20 protein-coding genes are annotated in these 19678 nt (G+C 60.5%); 8 read left to right on the plus strand and 12 right to left on the minus strand.

Translation table 11 applies throughout. The annotated features are described in order from the left end of the window. Positions 1 to 39 precede the first annotated feature (39 nt). The 8 genes from rseP to rpsB all read right to left on the minus strand — a co-directional run bounded on the left by rseP (position 40) and on the right by rpsB (position 7576). Positions 40 to 1389 carry an RIP metalloprotease RseP gene (gene rseP / locus ACQUTG_RS13535; protein ID WP_428919917.1) on the minus strand — a complete coding sequence of 450 codons (1350 nt, stop codon included), beginning with the start codon at positions 1387 to 1389 and terminating at the stop codon, positions 40 to 42. A gap of 49 nt (positions 1390 to 1438) precedes the next feature. After that, a complete protein-coding gene (gene ispC / locus ACQUTG_RS13540) occupies positions 1439 to 2623 on the minus strand; it encodes a 1-deoxy-D-xylulose-5-phosphate reductoisomerase (RefSeq protein WP_428919918.1) in 1185 nt (394 codons plus the stop codon). A 2-nt stretch (positions 2624 to 2625) separates the two neighbouring features. Beyond that, positions 2626 to 3465: a phosphatidate cytidylyltransferase gene (locus tag ACQUTG_RS13545; RefSeq protein WP_428919919.1), complete on the minus strand. Its 840-nt coding sequence runs from the start codon at positions 3463 to 3465 to the stop codon at positions 2626 to 2628. A gap of 22 nt (positions 3466 to 3487) precedes the next feature. After that, positions 3488 to 4258, minus strand: coding sequence for a polyprenyl diphosphate synthase (uppS, locus tag ACQUTG_RS13550; RefSeq protein ID WP_428919920.1), 771 nt, complete (start codon positions 4256 to 4258; stop codon positions 3488 to 3490). 67 nt (positions 4259 to 4325) lie between these two features. Beyond that, complete coding sequence (gene frr, locus ACQUTG_RS13555; protein ID WP_113863504.1) at positions 4326 to 4883, minus strand: ribosome recycling factor; 558 nt, start codon at positions 4881 to 4883, stop codon at positions 4326 to 4328. A gap of 70 nt (positions 4884 to 4953) precedes the next feature. Continuing rightward, on the minus strand, positions 4954 to 5682 hold the full coding sequence (gene pyrH / locus ACQUTG_RS13560) for a UMP kinase (RefSeq protein WP_428919921.1): 729 nt from the start codon (positions 5680 to 5682) through the stop codon (positions 4954 to 4956). Positions 5683 to 5860: 178 nt separating this feature from the next. Further along, on the minus strand, positions 5861 to 6730 hold the full coding sequence (gene tsf, locus ACQUTG_RS13565) for a translation elongation factor Ts (protein WP_428919922.1): 870 nt from the start codon (positions 6728 to 6730) through the stop codon (positions 5861 to 5863). A gap of 93 nt (positions 6731 to 6823) precedes the next feature. Then, positions 6824 to 7576 carry a 30S ribosomal protein S2 gene (gene rpsB, locus ACQUTG_RS13570; RefSeq protein ID WP_428919923.1) on the minus strand — a complete coding sequence of 251 codons (753 nt, stop codon included), beginning with the start codon at positions 7574 to 7576 and terminating at the stop codon, positions 6824 to 6826. Between the two features lie 252 nt (positions 7577 to 7828). On the opposite strand from rpsB, the gene map reads away from it, so the two are divergent. The 6 genes from map to dapE all read left to right on the plus strand — a co-directional run bounded on the left by map (position 7829) and on the right by dapE (position 15262). Continuing rightward, on the plus strand, positions 7829 to 8599 hold the full coding sequence (map, locus tag ACQUTG_RS13575; RefSeq protein ID WP_428919924.1) for a type I methionyl aminopeptidase: 771 nt from the start codon (positions 7829 to 7831) through the stop codon (positions 8597 to 8599). Further along, complete coding sequence (locus ACQUTG_RS13580) at positions 8600 to 11245, plus strand: [protein-PII] uridylyltransferase (protein ID WP_428919925.1); 2646 nt, start codon at positions 8600 to 8602, stop codon at positions 11243 to 11245. Then, positions 11242 to 12441 (plus strand): succinyldiaminopimelate transaminase, encoded by a 1200-nt coding sequence (gene dapC, locus ACQUTG_RS13585; protein WP_428919926.1) that lies wholly within the window; start codon positions 11242 to 11244, stop codon positions 12439 to 12441. The genes ACQUTG_RS13580 and dapC overlap by 4 nt, the downstream gene beginning before the upstream one ends. A 3-nt stretch (positions 12442 to 12444) precedes the next feature. Beyond that, on the plus strand, positions 12445 to 12789 hold the full coding sequence (locus ACQUTG_RS13590) for an ArsC family reductase (RefSeq protein WP_428919927.1): 345 nt from the start codon (positions 12445 to 12447) through the stop codon (positions 12787 to 12789). A 149-nt stretch (positions 12790 to 12938) separates the two neighbouring features. Further along, positions 12939 to 13967: a 2,3,4,5-tetrahydropyridine-2,6-dicarboxylate N-succinyltransferase gene (gene dapD / locus ACQUTG_RS13595; RefSeq protein ID WP_428919928.1), complete on the plus strand. Its 1029-nt coding sequence runs from the start codon at positions 12939 to 12941 to the stop codon at positions 13965 to 13967. 164 nt (positions 13968 to 14131) lie between these two features. Next, positions 14132 to 15262: a succinyl-diaminopimelate desuccinylase gene (dapE, locus tag ACQUTG_RS13600; RefSeq protein ID WP_428919929.1), complete on the plus strand. Its 1131-nt coding sequence runs from the start codon at positions 14132 to 14134 to the stop codon at positions 15260 to 15262. 166 nt (positions 15263 to 15428) lie between these two features. On the opposite strand, the gene ACQUTG_RS13605 is transcribed toward dapE, so the two are convergent. After that, on the minus strand, positions 15429 to 15647 hold the full coding sequence (locus tag ACQUTG_RS13605; protein ID WP_428919930.1) for a SlyX family protein: 219 nt from the start codon (positions 15645 to 15647) through the stop codon (positions 15429 to 15431). A gap of 161 nt (positions 15648 to 15808) precedes the next feature. Here ACQUTG_RS13605 and ACQUTG_RS13610 point away from each other — a divergent pair, with 161 nt between their 5' ends. After that, positions 15809 to 16336 carry a cold-shock protein gene (locus ACQUTG_RS13610; RefSeq protein WP_428919931.1) on the plus strand — a complete coding sequence of 176 codons (528 nt, stop codon included), beginning with the start codon at positions 15809 to 15811 and terminating at the stop codon, positions 16334 to 16336. Positions 16337 to 16385: 49 nt separating this feature from the next. Here the strand turns inward: ACQUTG_RS13610 and ACQUTG_RS13615 are convergent, their stop codons facing one another. The 3 genes from ACQUTG_RS13615 to ACQUTG_RS13625 form a co-directional block, all read right to left on the minus strand. After that, a complete protein-coding gene (locus tag ACQUTG_RS13615; protein ID WP_428919932.1) occupies positions 16386 to 16760 on the minus strand; it encodes a hypothetical protein in 375 nt (124 codons plus the stop codon). Next, positions 16732 to 18153, minus strand: a complete 1422-nt coding sequence (locus ACQUTG_RS13620) for a hypothetical protein (protein ID WP_428919933.1) — start codon at positions 18151 to 18153, stop codon at positions 16732 to 16734. Before ACQUTG_RS13620 ends, ACQUTG_RS13615 begins: the two co-directional genes overlap by 29 nt. A gap of 64 nt (positions 18154 to 18217) precedes the next feature. Beyond that, positions 18218 to 18658, minus strand: coding sequence for a VOC family protein (locus ACQUTG_RS13625; RefSeq protein WP_092004352.1), 441 nt, complete (start codon positions 18656 to 18658; stop codon positions 18218 to 18220). 64 nt (positions 18659 to 18722) lie between these two features. On the opposite strand from ACQUTG_RS13625, the gene ACQUTG_RS13630 reads away from it, so the two are divergent. Then, on the plus strand, positions 18723 to 19676 hold the full coding sequence (locus tag ACQUTG_RS13630) for a DUF1853 family protein (RefSeq protein ID WP_428919934.1): 954 nt from the start codon (positions 18723 to 18725) through the stop codon (positions 19674 to 19676). Positions 19677 to 19678: the final 2 nt, after the last annotated feature.

Genomic DNA, 19678 nt, shown 5'->3' on the forward strand with positions numbered 1-19678 from the left:
TATTTCGCCTGGTTAATGCGCGTAAGGAGCCCGCAATTCTCACAACCGCATCAGGTCGTTGTAAAGAGCAAACACCATTAAAGTCAGGATCAATGCCATACCAATCCGTAATCCGATGGCCTGGGCCTCCTCGGAAACCGGCTTCCGGCGTATGGCCTCGATGGTGTAATAGACAATATGGCCGCCATCCAGAACCGGAATCGGCAGCAGGTTCAATACACCGAGACTGACACTCAAGTAGGCCAGGAATCGGACAAAATCCTCGAAACCGGAGCTCACACTCGCCTCGGCGACCCGGGCGATGGTGATGGGACCACTGAGGTTGGTGGGTGACAGCAGTCCGGTTACCATCTTCTTGATGGCAACCAGGGTCAACCGGGTGTCGGACCAGGTTTCACCGATGGCCTGGGGTATTGCCGCCAGGGGGCCATAGCTGATCTCACGGAGCGCCTCGTCCGGCCAGGACACCGGCTGCACGCCCACGCCAACAAAGCCGATGACTTCACCACTTTCGAGGGTACGCTCGCCGGGGGTCACCTCAACAGTCCGCTCGGCCCCTTCCCGCAGCACCGTGATTTGCAGGGTTTGCTCGGGCGCGTTACGCACGTGCTCCACGAGAGTCTGCCAATCCGGTACCGGCTCGCCATCGACGGTCAGCACCTTGTCTCCGGTCTGAAGGCCGGCAACGTCCCCGCGGCCGCCTTCGGCAATCTCGCCCAGTACCGCGGGGATCTCCGGGCGCCAGGGCGTAATACCGAATTCACCGATGGGATCCGGGGCGTCGTCGCTGAGCGACCATCCACCCAGCTCGCCACTGACGGTTCCCCGGGCGCCGTCATCCGAAACTTCGAGCGTTACCTCTCCCTGTTCACCCGTCCGTTCGAGCAGGCGCATGCTGATATCGCGCCAGGAGGTTACCCGATGGCCGTCCACCGCATGGATTTCCATGCCTTCCTGCAGGCCCGACCTTTCGGCAACGCTGCCCTGGTCTACCTCTCCAACAATGGGCGCGACGGCGGTCACACCCACCACACTGATCACCCAGTACGCGAAAATGGCAAAGAGGAAGTTGGCAATGGGCCCGGCGGAGGCAATGGCGATCCGCTGCGCCGGGGACTTGGACATGAACTCCTGATCCTTCAGCTCCTCGGGGACCGGGCCTTCGCGCTGGTCGAGCATCTTGACGTAACCGCCCAGGGGAATGGCGGCAACGGCAAATTCGGTGCCGTGGCGGTCGTACCAGGAGAACATGGGCTTACCGAAGCCCACGGAGAATCGCAGAACCTTCACCCCACAACGCCTGGCAACCCAGAAGTGGCCGTATTCGTGCAGGGTGACAAGAATGCCCAGGGTCAGCGCCAGGGCCAGAATGGTTTCAATGATCTGCATAGCGTTCCCGGTTAGTGACTGAGGCCAGGCAGCAAAACCGCCGACGATTTCAGACAGTCAGCAGGCCGATCTGTTCCCTGGCGTGCCGACGGGCCTCGGCGTCCTTGGCGAAGATGGTCTCAAAGCTGTCTGCGGGCACCACCTCGGTGGCCGCCAGTGTTCGCTCTATAATAACGGGGATATCGGCAAAACACAGTGTTCCTTCCAGAAAGGCCGCCACGGCGATCTCGTTGGCGGCGTTCAGCGCTGCCGGGGCGGTGCCGCCGGCCACAAAGGCTTCCGCGGCCAGACGCAGGCACGGAAAACGCACCAGATCCGGCCGTTCAAAATGGAAGCGGCCGATGGCGAACAGATCCAGGGGCGCGACACCGGCATCGATCCGTTCGGGCCAGGCCAGACCATTGGCGATGGGCGTGCGCATGTCGGGACTGCCAAGCTGGGCCAGCACCGAACCATCCGCATACTCGACCATGGAATGGATGATGCTCTCCGGGTGCACGTGCACCTCGATGTTCGCCGGCGTGGTGTTGAACAGCCAGCAGGCCTCGATCAGTTCCAGGCCCTTGTTCATCAGGGTTGCCGAGTCCACCGAGATCTTCTGGCCCATGGACCAGTTGGGGTGGGCGCAAGCCTCGGCCGGGGAGACACAGCGCAACTGCTCCACGGTATGGGTGCGGAACGGCCCGCCGGAAGCCGTCAGCAGGATCCGGGTAATACCAGCGCCCTGCGGGTCCCGGACCTTGTCCGCCGGCATGCACTGGAAGATGGCATTGTGCTCGGAATCGATGGGCAGCACTTCGGCACCGGATTCGGCCACCGCGTCCATGAACAGCTGGCCGGACATCACCAGGGCTTCCTTGTTGGCCAGCAGCACGCGCTTGCCGGCACGGACCGCGGCAAGGGTCGGCGGAAGGCCGGCTGCACCAACGATAGCCGCCATCACGGTGTCCGCTTCGGAGGCGGCCGCTACTTCACACAGCCCTTCTTCACCGGCCATCACGCGAATTTCCGGCAGGTCGGCAAGCAATTCTTTCAGCGTTTCCGCTGCCCGGGCACTGGCCATGACTGCCACCGCCGGCCGGAACTCCCGGCACAGAACCGCCAGTTCTTCGGCCCGGGTGCTGGCTGTCAGCGCGTACACGGAAAACCGGTCCGGGTGGCGCCGGATGACATCCAGGGTGCTCAGTCCGATGGAGCCAGTGGCTCCGAGAAGGGTGACGGTGCGTTGGGCCATGGTTACCACTGTCCGGTGGTCAGCCAGCCAAGCTGGGTGATGATCAGTGCGAAAACGGGAATGGCGGCGGTCAGGCTATCAATCCGATCCATGATGCCACCATGACCCGGGAGCAGCTGGCTACTGTCCTTGATGCCACGGAAGCGCTTGAGCATGCTTTCAAGCAGGTCGCCGAGTACGGAAACCAGGCCGGTGAACAGGCTGGCAACCACCAGCAACAGGGTTTCGGCGATACTGGCCGAGGCCAGACTGCTGACAACCACGGCAAAGATCCCGACTGCGGCGAGACCACCCCAGACACCCGCCCAGGACTTGCCCGGACTGACCCGGGGTGCGAGCTTGGCTTTACCAAAAGCGCGACCGGCAAAGTAGGCGCCGATGTCCGCCACCCAGACCACACAGAACACGTACAGGATGACCCACAGATTGTTAGCCACGTCCCCGAACTCGAAACCGCCGGTGCGCAGGTGGTTCAGGCCCACCCAGGCCGGCACCAGCACGAAGAGGCCCATCAGCGCGCGCATGGGGAGACTGCCCCAGCGGTCGGAACCCTGGGGATAGCTGCGGACCAGCAGGAAACAGATGAACCACCAGGCCAGGGCCAGCCAGAGCACGAGCACGGCCGGCACGTTCAGCAGGCCAAAGAGAATGGCTGCCGTTACCGCGGCGTAGGCCACACGGCCGCCCTGCCCTTCAATACCGGACATATTGGCCCATTCCCAGGCGCCGATGGTAATCACGGCGCCGGTGAACAGTGCGAATCCCAGGGGAGGAAGAAAGAAGATACCGCCAATGGCGATGGGAGCCAGGATCAGGGCTGTAATAATTCGGGTCTTGAGCACGGTCGGAATCGCTTATGCATCATTATTGTTGTGCGGCCTTGGCCGCGATCTGGTCGTCGGTCTGACCAAATCGGCGCTGCCGTCCGGCATAGGCCTCTAGTGCCTTACCCATCTCTTCGTGTTTGAAGTCGGGCCAGAATACCGGGGAGAAATAGAATTCGGTGTAGGCAAGGTGCCAGAGCAGGAAATTGCTGATCCGCTGCTCACCGGCGGTGCGAATCATCAGGTCGGGCATCGGCAGGTCACCGATGCTCAGATGCTGCTGGATCATGTCATCGGTGATGTCCGAGGGTGCCAGTTCGCCTTTGCGAACCTTTTCGGCCACCTGCCGGGTCGCCTGGGTGATGTCCCAGTGCCCGCCGTAGTTGGCGGCAATGACCAGGGTCATCTGGGTGTTGTTGCGGGTAAGTTCCTCGGCCTTGTCCATATGCTCCCGGAGCACCGGACTGAAGGCGGAGCGATCACCAATGATCCGCAGCCGGATGTTGTTCCGGTGCAGTTTCCGGACCTCCCGCTCCAGGGCGATGAGGAACAATCGCATCAGCGCGGAGACCTCGTCTTTCGGCCGGCGCCAGTTCTCGCTGGAGAAGGCGAACAGGGTCAGCACCTCGACACCCTCGCGGGCGCAGGTCTCGACCACGGCCTTGACTGCATTCACGCCGGCCTTGTGGCCCGCCACTCCTGTCAGCCGCTGGGCTTTCGCCCACCGGTTATTACCGTCCATGATAATGGCCACATGCCGGGGCCGGCTGTCCGCCGACACCGGAATTTCCGCGGTTACATTTCCCGTCATGAAATCCCCTGCGCGGTCCGGAGCACCTCTCCGGACCGTCTGTGCTGCTTTTGAGAACCGCGACGGATCAGACCGCCATCAGGTCCTCTTCTTTGCTCTTGAGCATCTTCTCGACTTCAGCGATGTACTTGTCCGTCAGCTTCTGGATCTCGTCCTCACCACGGCGCTCATCGTCTTCGGTGATTTCCTTTTCCTTCAGCAGTTCCTTGATCATGTTGTTGGCGTCGCGACGGGCATTGCGGATGGAGACCCGCCCGTGCTCCGCGTCAGCCTTGGCCTGCTTGACCATCTCCCGACGGGTTTCCTCGGTGAGCATGGGCATGGGCACGCGGATCACGTCGCCGCTGGTGGCCGGGTTCAGGCCCAGATCGGAGGTCATGATCGCCTTCTCGATGGTCGGCACCAGGTTCTTCTCCCAGGGGGAGACAGTCAGGGTGCGGTTGTCTTCCACATTGACGCTGGCCACCTGTTTGAGCGGCGTTTCCTGGCCATAGTAGTTAACCATCACGCTGTCCAGGATTGCCGGGTGGGCGCGGCCAGTCCGGATCTTGTTGAACGCCGAGTGCAGAGCCTCAAGGCTCTTCTTCATTTTCTTCTCGGCTTCTGCTTTGATGTCGTTAATCACTTCAGCATCCTCGATTCGTCAGGTCATTCCGTGAGCCGACCCTTTCTGGCGGGCCGGCTTACCGTGTTATTTATTCGATCAGTGTACCTTCTTTTTCGCCGGTCACGATGCGTGTCAGCACACCCGGGCGGTTCATGTCGAACACCCGCAGCGGCATACCGTGATCCCGCGCCAGGCAGATAGCCGTCAGGTCCATCACGCCCAGCTTCTTGTCCAGCACCTCATCATAGGTGAGGTGGTCGTATTTTACGGCGGTCGGATCCAGGTTCGGGTCCGCCGAGTAAACACCATCCACCTTGGTTGCCTTCAGGACCGCATCCGCCTCGATCTCGATTCCGCGCAGGCAGGCAGCCGAATCGGTGGTAAAGAACGGGTTGCCGGTACCGGCACTGAAGATCACCACATCACCTTCTTTCAGATCACGCACCGCGCGGCGGCGATCATAATGCTCCACGATACCACTCATGGGGATGGCCGACATGACGCGGGTGCGGATGTTGGAACGCTCCAGGGCGTCCCGCATGGCCAGGCCGTTCATCACGGTGGCCAGCATGCCCATGTGGTCACCGGTGACCCGGTCCAGGCCCGCCGCATTCAGGGCTGCGCCGCGGAACAGGTTACCGCCGCCGATCACCAGGCCAACCTGGACGCCGATGCCGATGAGGGCACCGATTTCCAGGGCCATGCGATCAAGGACTTTGGGGTCAATACCGAAATCGTGATCGCCCATCAGGGCTTCGCCACTGAGCTTGAGCAGAACACGCTTGTATCTGGGCTGGTTTTTCGAAGATGTCGGCATGGTGATCCCCTTTTCGTCTGATGGCTATCCGCGTACACGGTTTCAGGCTTGTATCTGACATACTCCTCGTAAAAAGGGGTATCTCAGATACAAGCCCGCCACGAGAGCCGGGTATCCCCAGCTAACGTGGCAGACTCAGGTTGGTGCCGGAGGCCAGCCCCGGCACCGTCAGGAAGGATCAGGCCTTGCCAGTACCGGCTGCAGCAGCAACCTCGGCAGCAAAGTCGACTTCTTCCTTCTCGATGCCCTCACCGACTTCCAGGCGAACAAAGCCAACCAGCTCGGCGCCGGCAGACTTGATCAGCTCACCGACAGTCTGGTCCGGGTTCTTGACGAACGGCTGCTCAACCAGGCTGTTCTCGGCCAGGAACTTCTTGATACGGCCGCCCATCATCTTCTCGACGATTTCAGCAGGCTTGCCTTCCATATCCGGCTGGGCCTTGATGATATCCTTTTCTTTTTCCAGCTCTTCTTCCGGCATGTCTTCCGGCTTGCCTACACGCGGGTTTACGGCGGCAACGTGCATGGCAATGTCGCGGGCCACTTCCGGATCACCGGCAGTCAGGGCCACAACGGAAGCGATCTTGTTGTTGCTGTGAACGTAGCCGCCAACAACCGGGCCTTCTACTTTCACGATGCGACGAACAGTGATGTTCTCGCCGATCTTCTGAACCAGCGCTTCACGCTTGGCTTCCAGATCGCCTTCCATCAGTTTGGCCACGTCGGTCTCGCCCTTCTCGAAGGCAACGTCCAGAACGTCGTTGGCAAACGCCATGAAGTTGTCGTCACGAGCAACGAAGTCAGTCTCGGAGTTCACTTCCAGGATGTAGGCAACGGTGTTGTCGTCGGAGATCTTGACCAGGGAAACACCTTCGGCCGCGGTACGACCGGCCTTCTTGGCGGCCTTCAGGCCAGAAGACTTGCGCAGCTCTTCGATCGCAGCGTCAACACTGCCGTCAGCCTCAACCAGTGCCTTCTTGCACTCCATCATGCCAAGACCGGTGCGCTCGCGCAGTTCTTTGACCATTGCAGCGGTAATTGCAGCCATGTTCAATCCTCTTAAATAGTCCGAATTCGGTGGGGAGGTATGCCCGGATAAACAGGCGGGCATACCTTACATCTCAAACGTGAAACTTACGCGTCACTCGGCGGCCGGAGCGGCGCCTTGCGCGTCTTCGCTGACTTCTACGAACTCGTCAGCGCCTGCGCCGGCAGACTGAGCTGCTTCGAGGCAGGTGTCGGCAACAGCCTTCACGTAGATCTGGATGGCGCGGATGGCGTCATCGTTACCCGGGATCACGTAATCAACGCCGTCCGGATCGCTGTTGGTATCAACCACACCGATGACAGGAATGCCCAGCTTGTTGGCTTCCTTGATGGCGATACGCTCGTGGTCCACGTCGATCACGAACATGGCGTCCGGCAGGCCGCCCATGTCCTTGATACCACCGATAGAACGCTCCAGGCGGTCCATTTCACGGGTACGGTCCAGGGCTTCTTTCTTGGTCAGCTTGTCGAAAGTACCGTCCTGGCTCTGGGTTTCCAGATCACGGTAGCGACGGATGGACTGACGGATGGTCTTGTAGTTGGTCAGCATACCACCCAACCAGCGGTGGTTTACGTACGGCTGACCGGCACGCTGTGCCTCTTCCTTGATGATCTTGGCGGCGGAACGCTTGGTACCGACGAACAGGATCTTGTTCTTGTTCTCTGCCAGCTGCTGAACGACCTTCAGCGCGTCTTCCATGGCAGGAACAGTCTGCTCGAGGTTGATGATATGAATCTTGTTGCGGGCACCGAAGATGTACTTGGACATTTTCGGGTTCCAGTAACGGGTCTGGTGACCGAAGTGAGCACCTGCCTTGAGCAGGTCACGCATGTTTACCTGAGCCATGATATTTACCTTTTAGCTTCGGGTTAGGCCTCCACGCGTCCGATTGACCCAACCAACTCCCGTATAAAACAGAAGAAGGCACCCTGGGACAACGTGCCGACACGTGTGTGAATTTGCCGGATTCGTTTCCGGCGGGCGCGTTTATACCATAAATCGCCCCGGCAACGCCATTAATTTTGCCGGGAAGCTTCCTTGTACGCAGCTTCCCGCGCCCTTAAAATGCTGGTTTGATTCAAATCAACAGGAAGCCCGATGCAGGTATCGATAAAGACCCCGGAAGAAATCGAGAAAATGCGCGTAGCCGGCCGTCTGGCGGCGGAAGTTCTGGAAATGATCGACGAGCATATCAAGCCCGGCGTTTCCACCGAGGAACTGGATCGCATTTGCCACGACTATATCGTGAACGTTCAGAAGGCCATTCCCGCGCCTCTCAATTATAAGGGGTTTCCGAAGTCCATCTGCACGTCGGTCAACCATGTGATCTGCCACGGCATTCCGTCCGAAAAGAAAGTATTGAAGGACGGCGACATCCTCAACATCGATGTCACCGTGATCAAGGATGAATACCATGGCGACACCAGCAAGATGTGGATCGTGGGCAAGCCCAAGCCAGGCACCGAGCGCCTGATCCGGATCACCCAGGAATGCCTCTATAAAGGTATCGAACTGGTGAAGCCCGGAACCCGCCTCGGTGATATCGGCAACGTGATCCAGAAACATGCCGAGAAGCACCACTATTCGGTGGTCCGGGACTACTGTGGCCACGGTATAGGCAAGGTGTTCCACGAAGAGCCGCAGGTGATGCACTATGGCAAGCCGGGTACCGGCCTGGAGCTGCAGGAAGGCATGACTTTCACCATCGAGCCGATGATCAACCAGGGCAAGTACCAGACCAAACTGCTGCCGGACGGCTGGACCGTGGTCACCAAGGATCACAAGCTTTCGGCCCAGTGGGAACACACCATCCTCGTGACCGCCGACGGCCACGAGATTCTGACCAAACGATCGGAAGAGTCCTTCTAAGTGGACCGAAACGACCTGGAACACCGCATCAGCAATGACCCGTCTCCGGTTTCCGCGGCAAGGGAACTGTTAAAGGAAAGGTACACCGCTGATGCCAAGGCGTTTCGCCAGGGCGCGGATGTCCGGGCCCTCGTCCATTCCAGGTCGGACACGATCGATACGGTTCTGAGACTGATCTGGAACCGCTACCCCTTCGCCAGTTCCGAAGATATCGCGCTCGTCGCCGTCGGTGGCTACGGGCGCGGCGAGTTGCACCCCCATTCCGACATCGACCTGCTGATCCTGACCCGGGACGGCATTCGGGAAGAATGGCAGGACGACCTCGGTGCCTTCGTGACCCTGCTCTGGGACCTGAAGCTGGACATCGGCCACAGCGTTCGCAGTATCGAAGAGAGCATGGCCGCCGCCCGTGAGGATGTCACCATCCTCACCAACCTGCTGGAAACCCGGACCATCGCCGGCCCGGACAGCCTGCGGCAGTATCTGAGTGAACAGGTCTACTCGGACGACGTCAGCACCGATCGCGACTACTTCATTGCCAAGCGCGAAGAGCAGCAGGAACGCCACAAGAAATACGGTGATACCGAATACAATCTTGAGCCCAACGTGAAGGGCTCACCCGGTGCGTTACGCGACATCCAGACCATTGGCTGGATCACCAAGCGGCACTTCGGCCTGCAGAACATTGCCGACCTGACCCGCTTCAGCATCCTGACCGAAGAGGAACACCAGATTCTGTACCAGGGCGAGACCCTGCTCTGGAAGCTCCGCTACGGCCTGCAGCTGCTGGCCGACCGGAACGAGAACCGGCTGCTGTTCGATCACCAGCGCGCCCTGGCCGAAATGCTCGGTTACCGGGACGAAGACAAACGCCTGGGCGTCGAGCTGATGATGCAGTCCTATTACCGCACCGTGCTGGCCCTGGCCGAGCTCACCGACGTGATCCTCCAGTACTATGACGAGGCCATTCTCGGTGCCGGTGACGAGGACGACTTCCAGCCGCTGAACAAGCGTTTCCAGATTCGCAACCGCTATATAGAGGCGGTGAACAACCAGGTTTTCGCCTACGCGCCCTATGCCATCATGGAGATCTTCGTGCTGATGGCCCAGCACCCGGAAATCAAGGGCATCCGGGCGACCACCATCCGCTCCCTGCGGGCGCACCGGCACCTGATTGACGATGCGTTCCGCTCGGACCTGGCGGTAACTACCCTGTTCATGGAACTGCTGCGCACCCCACACGACCTGGACCAGACCCTGGGCGCCATGAAAAAGTACAACGTGCTCGGGCGCTACCTGCCGGAGTTCGGCCAGATCATCGGCCAGATGCAGCACGACCTGTTCCACATCTACACGGTGGACGCCCACACCATGCGGGTCATCCGCAACATGGTTCGTCTGAACCGTGCCGAGACCCGGTCGGATTACCCCCTGGCCTCCCGGCTGATTCACCACCTGCCGAAGCTCGAGACCCTGTATATTGCCGGCCTTTACCACGACATCGCCAAGGGCCGCGGCGGTGACCATTCCGAACTGGGCGCAGTGGATGCGGCGGCGTTCTGCCAGCGGCACCATCTGAGCGAGCGGGACACCCAGCTGGTGTCCTGGCTGGTGGAGAACCATCTGCTGATGTCCATGACCGCCCAGCGCAAGGATATCTCCGACCCGCAGATCATCCATGCCTTCGCCAAGGCCGTGCCCAGCCAGGCGCACCTGGACTACCTGTACATCATGACGGTGTGCGACATCAGCGCCACCAACCCGAAGCTGTGGAACACCTGGCGGGCTTCCCTGCTCAGGCAGCTTTACATCGAAGCCAAGCGGGCCTTGCGCCGGGGCACGGAAACGCCGGTGGACCGGCAGGAATGGGTGCGGGCCACCCAGTCCGAAGCCCGGGAGATTCTGCACGCCCAGAACATGACGGACGAGCAGATCGACGGTGTATGGGACACGGTGGATGAAGACTACTTCCTTCAGGATTCCACGGTGGATATTGCCTGGCAGACCGCAGCCATCATCCGCCACGGCGATAACCCCGATCCGCTGATCCTGATCCGGGACACCCGGGGCGGGCCCAGCGAGGGTTACTCCCAGATCATCATCTATATGAAAGACCGGGTGGCGCTGTTTGCTGCGACGACGGCGGTGCTGGAACAACTGAACCTCAACATCGTTGACGCCCGCATCAGCTCCGGCGAGGGACCGTTCTCGATCAGCTCCTACGTGGTGCTGGACGAGCAGGGCCAGCCCCTGGGCGTGGATCCGGCCCGCAAGGAGCGGGTGCGCAAGCGCCTGATCGAGGAGCTGGACGATCCCGAGGACTATCCGGACATCATCCATCGGCGCACGCCGCGGCAGCTGAAGCACTTCGCCTTCCCCACCGAGGTGACTTTCTCCAATGACACGGTCAACCAGCGCACGGTGATGGAAGTGATCACCCCGGACCGCCCGGGCCTCCTGGCCCGCATTGGTCAGGTGCTACTGGAACACCGGGTCCGCCTCAGCAACGCCAAGATCGCCACCCTGGGCGAACGGGTTGAGGACGTGTTCTTTGTTACCGACGAGCACGGCGGCCCGCTCAGCGATCCCACGAAATGCCAGGCCCTTCAGGATGCCCTCTGTAAAATGCTGGACGATATTCAATGAACCAGAATCTTGACCGATTACACCCCTATCCTTTTGAAAAGCTGGCCAAGCTGAAGGCCGGCATCAGCGTGCCCGAGCATCTGGCGCCAATTTCCCTGGGGATTGGTGAGCCCAAGCACCCTTCTCCGGAGTTCGTGAAACAGGTGATCGCCGACAACCTGGACAAACTGGCGAACTACCCCACCACCAAGGGCACGGATGAACTGAGGCAGGCCATCGCCGACTGGGCCACCCGGCGCTTCAAGCTCTCCGCGGGCTCTCTGGATCCGACGGCCAATGTGGTGCCGGTAAACGGCACCCGTGAAGCGATCTTCGCCCTGGTCCAGGCCGTCATCGATACCCGCAAGCCGGCCAAGGTGGTGAGCCCGAACCCGTTCTACCAGATCTATGAAGGCGCGGCCTTCCTCGCCGGCGCGGATCCGGTGTATCTGCCCTGCGACGGGGAAAACGGGTTTATTCCGGATTTTGACGCGGTACCGGAGAGCGTCTGGGAAGATTGCCAGCTGCTGTTCCTGTGCTCCCCCGGCAACCCCAGCGGTGCCGTGATTCCCAGGGACACTCTGGCCAAAGTGATCGAACTTGCCGACCAGCACGATTTCATCATCGCCTCCGATGAGTGTTACTCGGAACTCTACCCGGATGAAGGCAACCCGCCCGAGGGCCTGCTGCAAACCTGCGCGGCACTGGGCCGGCATGACTTCAAGCGTTGCATCGTGTTCCACAGCCTGTCCAAGCGCAGCAACCTGCCAGGCCTGCGCTCCGGCTTCGTGGCCGGGGATGCGGACGTGCTGAAGGGCTACCTGAAATACCGCACCTACCACGGCTGCGCCATGCCCATTCACAACCAGTTGGCCAGCATCGCCGCCTGGAACGATGAAGACCACGTGCGCGAAAACCGCGCCGCCTACCGGGCCAAATTCGAGGCCGTGGTGCCCATCCTGCGGGAAGTGATGAACGTCGACTTCCCCGATGCCGGCTTCTACCTCTGGCCGGAAACCCCGATGGACGACGAAACCTTCGCCCGGGAGCTGTCCGCCCAGCAGAACGTCCACGTACTCCCCGGCCGCTACCTTTCCCGCACCGTGGATCGCCACAACCCCGGCGAAAACCGCGTGCGCATGGCGCTGGTGGCGCCGCTGGAGGAGTGTGTGGAGGCAGCGAGGCGGATTGTTGAGTTTGTGAAGGCGAATGGATAAACCATGAAACTCTACGGCATCAAAAACTGCGACACCGTCAAGAAAGCCCGCAAGTGGCTCGACGACCAGGGCATCTCCTACGACTTTCACGACTTCAAAAAGGACGGCCTGAGCAGCGAGAAACTCAGCGAATGGGAACAGGCGATCGGCTGGGAGCCCCTGCTCAACCGCCGCGGCACCACCTGGCGCAAACTTCCCGACGAGGTTCGTGATACCATTAGCGCCCAATCCGCCCACGACATCATGCTCGAAAACCCGTCCATCATTAAGCGGCCGGTGGTGGAGCATGACGGCGACGTTTTTGTCGGTTTCAAGGCCGACGAATGGGCTGAAAAGGGGATTGGCTAATTTTGGTGAAGGTGAAGGTGGGGTCAGATGAAAGCCTTCATCTGACCCCGTTTTCAGCCCCAGCCCCGAGTTGAGATTTCAAAAAAGGGGTCAGAAGAAAGCGTTCTTCAGACCCCATGTTCAAATTTAAAGACAGGAGCAACCACCAGATGAGTTTTGCATTCGGTATCGGCATCGGCACCCAGAACAACCAGGGCGAGTGGCTGGAGGTTTACTACCAGCAGCCGATCATGACCCCCGACAAGGCGCTGATCGACGTGGTTGAAGGCGCGCTCGATTACCAGGGCGGCAATCAGGCCATCGAGGCCAACGCTGAACAGCTGCTCCAGTTCGCGAACGCCCTCCGCCAGGTTGGCGAGACCGACCAGGCCACGCTGGCCGAGAAAGCAGCCAAGAGTGAGCGCCCGGTCGTGGTCACCGTGCTTGCCAGCGACGATACCGCCTCCAGCACCCCGGAGGTGTACCTCAAGCTGCACCTGATCTCCCACCGCCTGGTCAAGCCTCATGGTGTCAAGCTGGACGGTATCTTCGGCCTGCTGCCGAACCTGGCGTGGACCAACGAAGGCGCCATCGACCTGAACGAACTGGCCGACCGCCAGCTCCAGGCTCGTATTGAAGGCCGGACCCTGGAAGTGAAGTCCGTCGACAAGTTCCCGCAGATGACCGACTACGTGGTACCCAAGGGCGTCCGTATCGCCGATACCGCCCGCGTGCGCCTCGGCGCCTATGTGGGCGAAGGCACCACCGTGATGCATGAAGGCTTCATCAACTTCAACGCCGGCACTGAAGGCACCTCCATGATTGAGGGCCGGATCTCCGCGGGCGTGATGATCGGCAAGGGCTCCGACCTCGGCGGCGGCTGCTCCACCATGGGCACCCTCTCCGGCGGCGGCAACATCATCATCTCCGTGGGCGAGAACTGCCTGCTCGGCGCCAACGCCGGCATCGGCATCCCCCTGGGCGATCGCTGCACCGTGGAAGCCGGCCTGTACATCACCTCCGGCACCAAAGTCGCCCTGCTGGACGACAGCAACGAACTGGTGGAAGTGATCAAGGCCCGCGACCTGGCCGGTAAACCGGACCTCCTGTTCCGCCGCAACAGCCAGACCGGCGCGGTCGAGTGCAAGACCAACAAGACCGCGATTGAGCTGAACGAAGAGCTGCACGCGAATAACTGATCAGCCGAACCGGGGTCTGGCCTATCTCAGGGGGCTGATCACCCCAGGGGTCTGATGAACTTGTTCATCTGACCCCAAGTTAAAGCTGAGAATGGGGTCAGAAGAAGGCTTTCTTCAGACTCCGACTTTGAACCTGCCCCACTTACACCAGACAAGGTCAAGCAATGAGCACATCGCCCACCCTGGAACTCGCCATGGATCTGATTCGCCGGCAATCGGTCACCCCGGATGACGCCGGCTGCCAGGAGCTGATGATGTCCCGACTGGCGCCGCTGGGATTTGATGGTGAGAACCTGCGCTTCGGGGACACCGACAACCTTTGGGCTCGCAAGGGCTCTGAGGGCCCGGTACTGGCTTTTGCGGGTCACACCGATGTGGTCCCGACCGGCCCGGAGAAAAACTGGGCGCATCCGCCGTTCGATCCGGTGATTAATGAGGGCTACCTCTACGGCCGCGGCGCGGCGGATATGAAAGGCAGTCTGGCGGCCTTCATCACTGCCTGTGAACGTTTTGTGAAGGCACATCCCGAACACCGTGGCTCCATCGCATTACTGATTACCAGCGATGAGGAAGGCCCGGCGAAAGAGGGTACCGTCAAAGTTGTGGAAACCCTGGAAGCCCGCAACGAGAAGATCGACTGGTGCCTGATCGGTGAGCCATCCAGTACCCACCAGGTCGGTGATGTGATCAAGAACGGCCGCCGCGGTTCGCTGCACGGCTACCTGACCGTGCACGGTATCCAGGGCCATGTCGCCTACCCGCACCTGGCTGAGAACCCGGTGCATTCCGTGGCGCCGGCACTGGACGCCCTGGCCAACGAGTTCTGGGACAACGGCAACGACTTTTTCCCGCCCACCACCTTCCAGATCACCAGGATCGAGGCGGGAACCGGCAGCAACATCATCCCCGGCGAGTGCCTGGTGCATTTCAACTTCCGCTACTGCACCGAGAACACGGCGGAAAGCCTGGAAGAGCGCGTAGTTGCCATCCTGGACCGCCACAAGCTGAAGTACGACCTGCAATGGCACCTCAGCGGCCGCCCCTTCCTGACTGACCGCGGTGCGCTTGTATCCGCCAGCCAGGACGCCATCCGTACCGTAACCGGTCGCGAAACCGAACTCTCCACCTCCGGTGGCACCTCCGACGGCCGCTTTATCGCCCCCACCGGCGCCCAGGTCGTGGAACTCGGCCCCATCAACGCGACCATTCACAAGGTGGATGAGTGTGTGAAGGCGGAGGATCTGGATACGCTGTCGGAGATTTATGAGCAGATTCTGGTGGAATTGCTGGCGTGAAAGAGGGGTCAGAAGAAAGCTTTTACCCCAGGGGTCTGAAGTACCCCAGGGGTCTGATGAACTCGTTCATCTGACCCCGAGTCAAGTTGAAACCGGGGTCAGATGAAAGTCTTCATCAGCCCCCCGAGTTAGACCCCATCTTCGGGCCTGCCCCCGACCTGGCCGCTCAATAATGCGGAGGCGGCGCCTCCTGGTCCTCCGGCTTGATATTCGACGGCGACACATCCTTCAGCTGCTTGTGCAGTAATCGCTTCGCCTCCCACAGCTCCCGGATATCCATTTCCTGCTTGGCCACCTGCTCACTCAGGGTGTTGATCACTTCATCCTGAAAGGCGATCCGCATTTCGAGTTCGTCGAGTCGGGCTTCGAGGTCTTTCTGTGTCATCGGTTTGGTCAGCGCTCGGGATTATCTGGTAATATGCCGCTTTTCTCCGCCAGCCTCCCCTTATTTTCAGGATCTGGCGGTTTTCACCGGCCGGATGCGTGAGTTTACCTGATATCCGGTTCTTTATCGTTAGCGTTACAAAAATGGAGAAGTTACCTTCAATGCGTAATCCAGCCAAAGCGATCCTTGTCGCTGTTCTGATCGCGATTCCCGCACCATTGATCCTGGCCTTTATTCTGACCGCCACCCCTGAGCCGCTGCGCCTGATTGCTGCCGGCGAAGTGATTGAAGCTCTCGGAAGCAACCGGGGCATTGCTGCCTACATCATCACCCTGGTCCTGTTCGGCATTGCCGGCTTCCTGGCCGTAACACTCTCTGCCAAGCAACAGACCGCACAGAGCAATGCCCGTCGCGCACCTTCCCGTCCCCAGCGTAATAATGACGAGGACGAGGGCGATTTCGATGACAGCACCCCGGAAGGCGATGAAGAAGGGACCGTGAAGTGGTTCAACGTCAAGAAAGGGTTCGGCTTTATCGTCCGTGACAGCGGCGACGAAGTATTCGTGCACTTCCGTGCCATCCGTGGTCGCGGCCGCCGGGTCCTGCGCCAGGGCCAGCTGGTTCGCTTCAACGTCGTTGAAGCTGACAAGGGTCTTCAGGCCGACAACGTCTCAATCCTGAGCGACTGATCCGCCCCCCTGAAGACAACGAAAAAGGCAGCCTTCGCGGCTGCCTTTTTCAATTCCAGACCACCTTCTGTTCACCGCGACTGTCCAGGCGCCACCACTTCTCATCCTCGACCGGCTCACCTTCCTGCCAGTCACCCGGACTGCAGCGGATCTCGGTATCCATTGCCCTCCAGGCACTTCGTGCGCAATCCAGGTCGCTACCCCAGGGCAGCTCTTCCCCTTCGAGCACCAGCGATGTGAAGCGCTTGCCAAAGGCTCCCGGGTACAGCGTAATACGCACTGAGACCCCCTCGTAGGAGGCAGTACCCTTGATAACCGCGGACACATCGGTGTCGTCCAGGGCGAGGTTGTCAACGTTGGCCTCAAGCCACTGTGACACCTGGTTCGGTGCCAGGTCACGAATGTAGATTTCCAGATCCTGCACTCGCGGAATCTCCATGCTGTTGGTCACAATGCAGCACATAGTGAACCGGGCCGGGGCCCGCTGCAACCCACTGTTCCAGTTCACGTCGCAAATCCTCGACAGAAAGTCGGCGCAGGTTGCCGGCGGCCTTGCGTTCGCGCCAGGCAACTTCCGCGGCAGCTCGCCGGAGCTCAATGTCGTCAAGAGACTGCTCAAACTCCTCAACGGCCTCCTGCCGCGCCATGGCAACCAGTCCCTGCCGCCTCAGGGTATCCGCCTGCCCGGCCAGCGCCGCTGCTTCCACCGGCCCTCTTCCCGCAAACAGGCTCAAGCGTGCCGCAGCGCGCCCGACCCACTCGAGCATGCCGCCGGGCGTACTCACGCAACGGCTTCGGCTGGACACGACATAACCTATGACCGAATGTGGTAACTGAATATTCCATTGCCTTTCGATAGCGGACTGGTGGGCAGTCAGGATGGCTTTTCGCTGTGTTTGACTGGCCGGCGGCATATCCAGGACATCGAGGCGGCGCCCCAGCCGGTGCTGCAGAGCCTGAGCCGCCGACGCATCATCCGGTCCTTGCGGGCCCAGCAGCAACACGGGGCCGGACCAGCTCGTAAGCAGTTCCGACGCCAACGCTCCCGGCGCGTCCATCAACGCCAGAAGATCAGCCGGCGACACATTGTCGAGCACCAGCAATGGCCAGCTTCGGGAACAGTCTGCCTCATTATCCGCTTCGCGCACCGGTATGACGGGAAGATCACTGGCCATCAGTTCTGCTTCCCGGCGGAGATCGATCTCGACGCAGTCCCGCTCGAGCACAGGTAGCAGGTACTGCAGCCAGCTGGATTTGCCTGATCCCCGGGGGCCACGTACCCAGACGAGAGCCCGGCAACAAGCTGCCACGGTCACCGCGACATCGTCGGCTAACTCAATCCACTCCGGGTCGGCGATGGCAATCGGTGCATGGGCATCCGGGGTCAAATCCTCCGGGGGCGCCGGCTCCGCCGGCTCGGGCCACCTCGGAACCTGCTCCAGAAGAGCCACGTAGGCTTTGCCCTCGAGTCGCTCCGCACGCCTTGCCAGGGTATCCAGCAGGTGGGGCCAATCCAGCCAGGGTACGGTGAAGGCCTCGCGGGCGCTTGCCAGCCAGTAGATCAGCTGGGAGGACAGCAGCCCCTCCCCGCCCACTTCAGTGACGATCGGCTGCTCACACTGGATGGTGCGAACCAGTTCGTCCAGATCAACGCCGCAGCCACGCAGGTACCGTATGATCGACGGATCGGTGTCCAGTAGCGCAAGCAGGAAATCTTCAACGGTGATGGCTGCGCCACCTCGCCCGCTGACGTTGTCCCGGGCCCGCAGCAATGCGGTCTGGCACTGGGGATCAAGGCATCCTTGCCAGTCTTCCATTCAACTTCTCCCTGTTGTGTCGGCATCATCCTGATGCCTTTCCGTGGTCGGTTCGGGGCAGTTCTTACCAGGTACCCGTGTTCTCCATGCTTGCCCAGGGCTCTTTCGGAGGCAATGCCTCCCCTTTCTGGAGCAGCTCGATGGAGATGTTGTCGGGGGTCCGGATAAACGCCATATAGCCATCCCGGGGCGGACGGTTAATGGTTACGCCGTTGGCCTGAAGCTTCTCGCACAGGGCGTAAATGTCATCCACGCGGTAGGCCAGGTGACCAAAATTGCGGCCGCCGGTGTATTCCTCCGGATCCCAGTTGTAGGTCAGCTCGATCATCGGCGCACGGTCTTCCCGGGCCCGCGCCTCGTCTTCAGGTGCCGCCAGAAACACCAGGGTGAACCGGCCCTTCTCACTGCTCTTCCGGTTGATCTCGACCATGCCCAGCAGGTCGCAGAAGAAATGCAGAGTCTCGTCCAGGTCACTCACCCGGATCATGGTGTGGAGGTATTGCATACGCGCTCCTTGTGCAATCGGGGTCATCTTACCGCTTAGACATAGTTTACGGTATCCTTGGCCCATGGACGACATCACAACCGGCGATATTCCCTGCGCCCTTCAAACTCCCGCCGTCAGGCACCTGGCGTGGCTGTGTCACACCCCTCAACTCCTGAGTTCGCCACTTTCGTTTGAACCCGCCCGCTATCTGCCTCCAAACCACCTGGAAACGCTCAAGGCATGGGACCGTGAGCCCGGCATAGCACCGGCATTACTCCGGGAACCACCGCAACGCCGGCTGGGATTCTATTTTGAGCGACTGTATCAGGTTTTATTGGAGGAACTGCTCGGTTGGGAAATTCTTCTGAAGAACCAGCAGATACAGTCAAACGGGCGCACCATCGGCGAGCTTGATTTTGTGGTACATAACCGGACCGAAGACCGGATTGAACACCATGAAATCGCCGTGAAATACTACCTCGGGGTACCTCGGCCAGGTCAGCAGACGCTCTGGTACGGTCCCAATGCCCGTGACCGTCTGGACCTCAAGACCGACAACCTCATCCATCACCAGAGCCGTCGCACCCACCAACCGGAAACACAGGTCCTCCTGGAACAACTCGGTATCAGCGGCCCCCTCACCTCACGGATCTTCATGCCGGGCTATCTGTTCTATCCCACTATCGGGGAAACCGTGGCCCCCCCGGATTACGTGCCCCGAAATCACCTGCGCGGACATTGGCGGTATGCCAATGATGTCGAGTTAACAGAACTTGAACAATCGGTACCCCTGAGAAAACCACACTGGATCGGTCCCTGGAGCCAGATTGAACAACCCGATGCTGAGGCTGCCCGGGCAGCCATACACGAGGTTGAGAAACGGAGGATTCCAACACTTTTTGCGGGAATGGAATGGCATCCGGGACGGGAATGCTGGGTTGAGCGCTCCCGGTATTTTGTCGTTCCCGGCGCCTGGCCGGAATTGCACACCGTGGAGACAGCTGCGGGGAACGGACAAGCGCCCGCTCCCCGATGAAG

It is taken from the genome of Marinobacter sp. DUT-1 (assembly GCF_050379415.1).
Taxonomy (GTDB): domain Bacteria; phylum Pseudomonadota; class Gammaproteobacteria; order Pseudomonadales; family Oleiphilaceae; genus Marinobacter.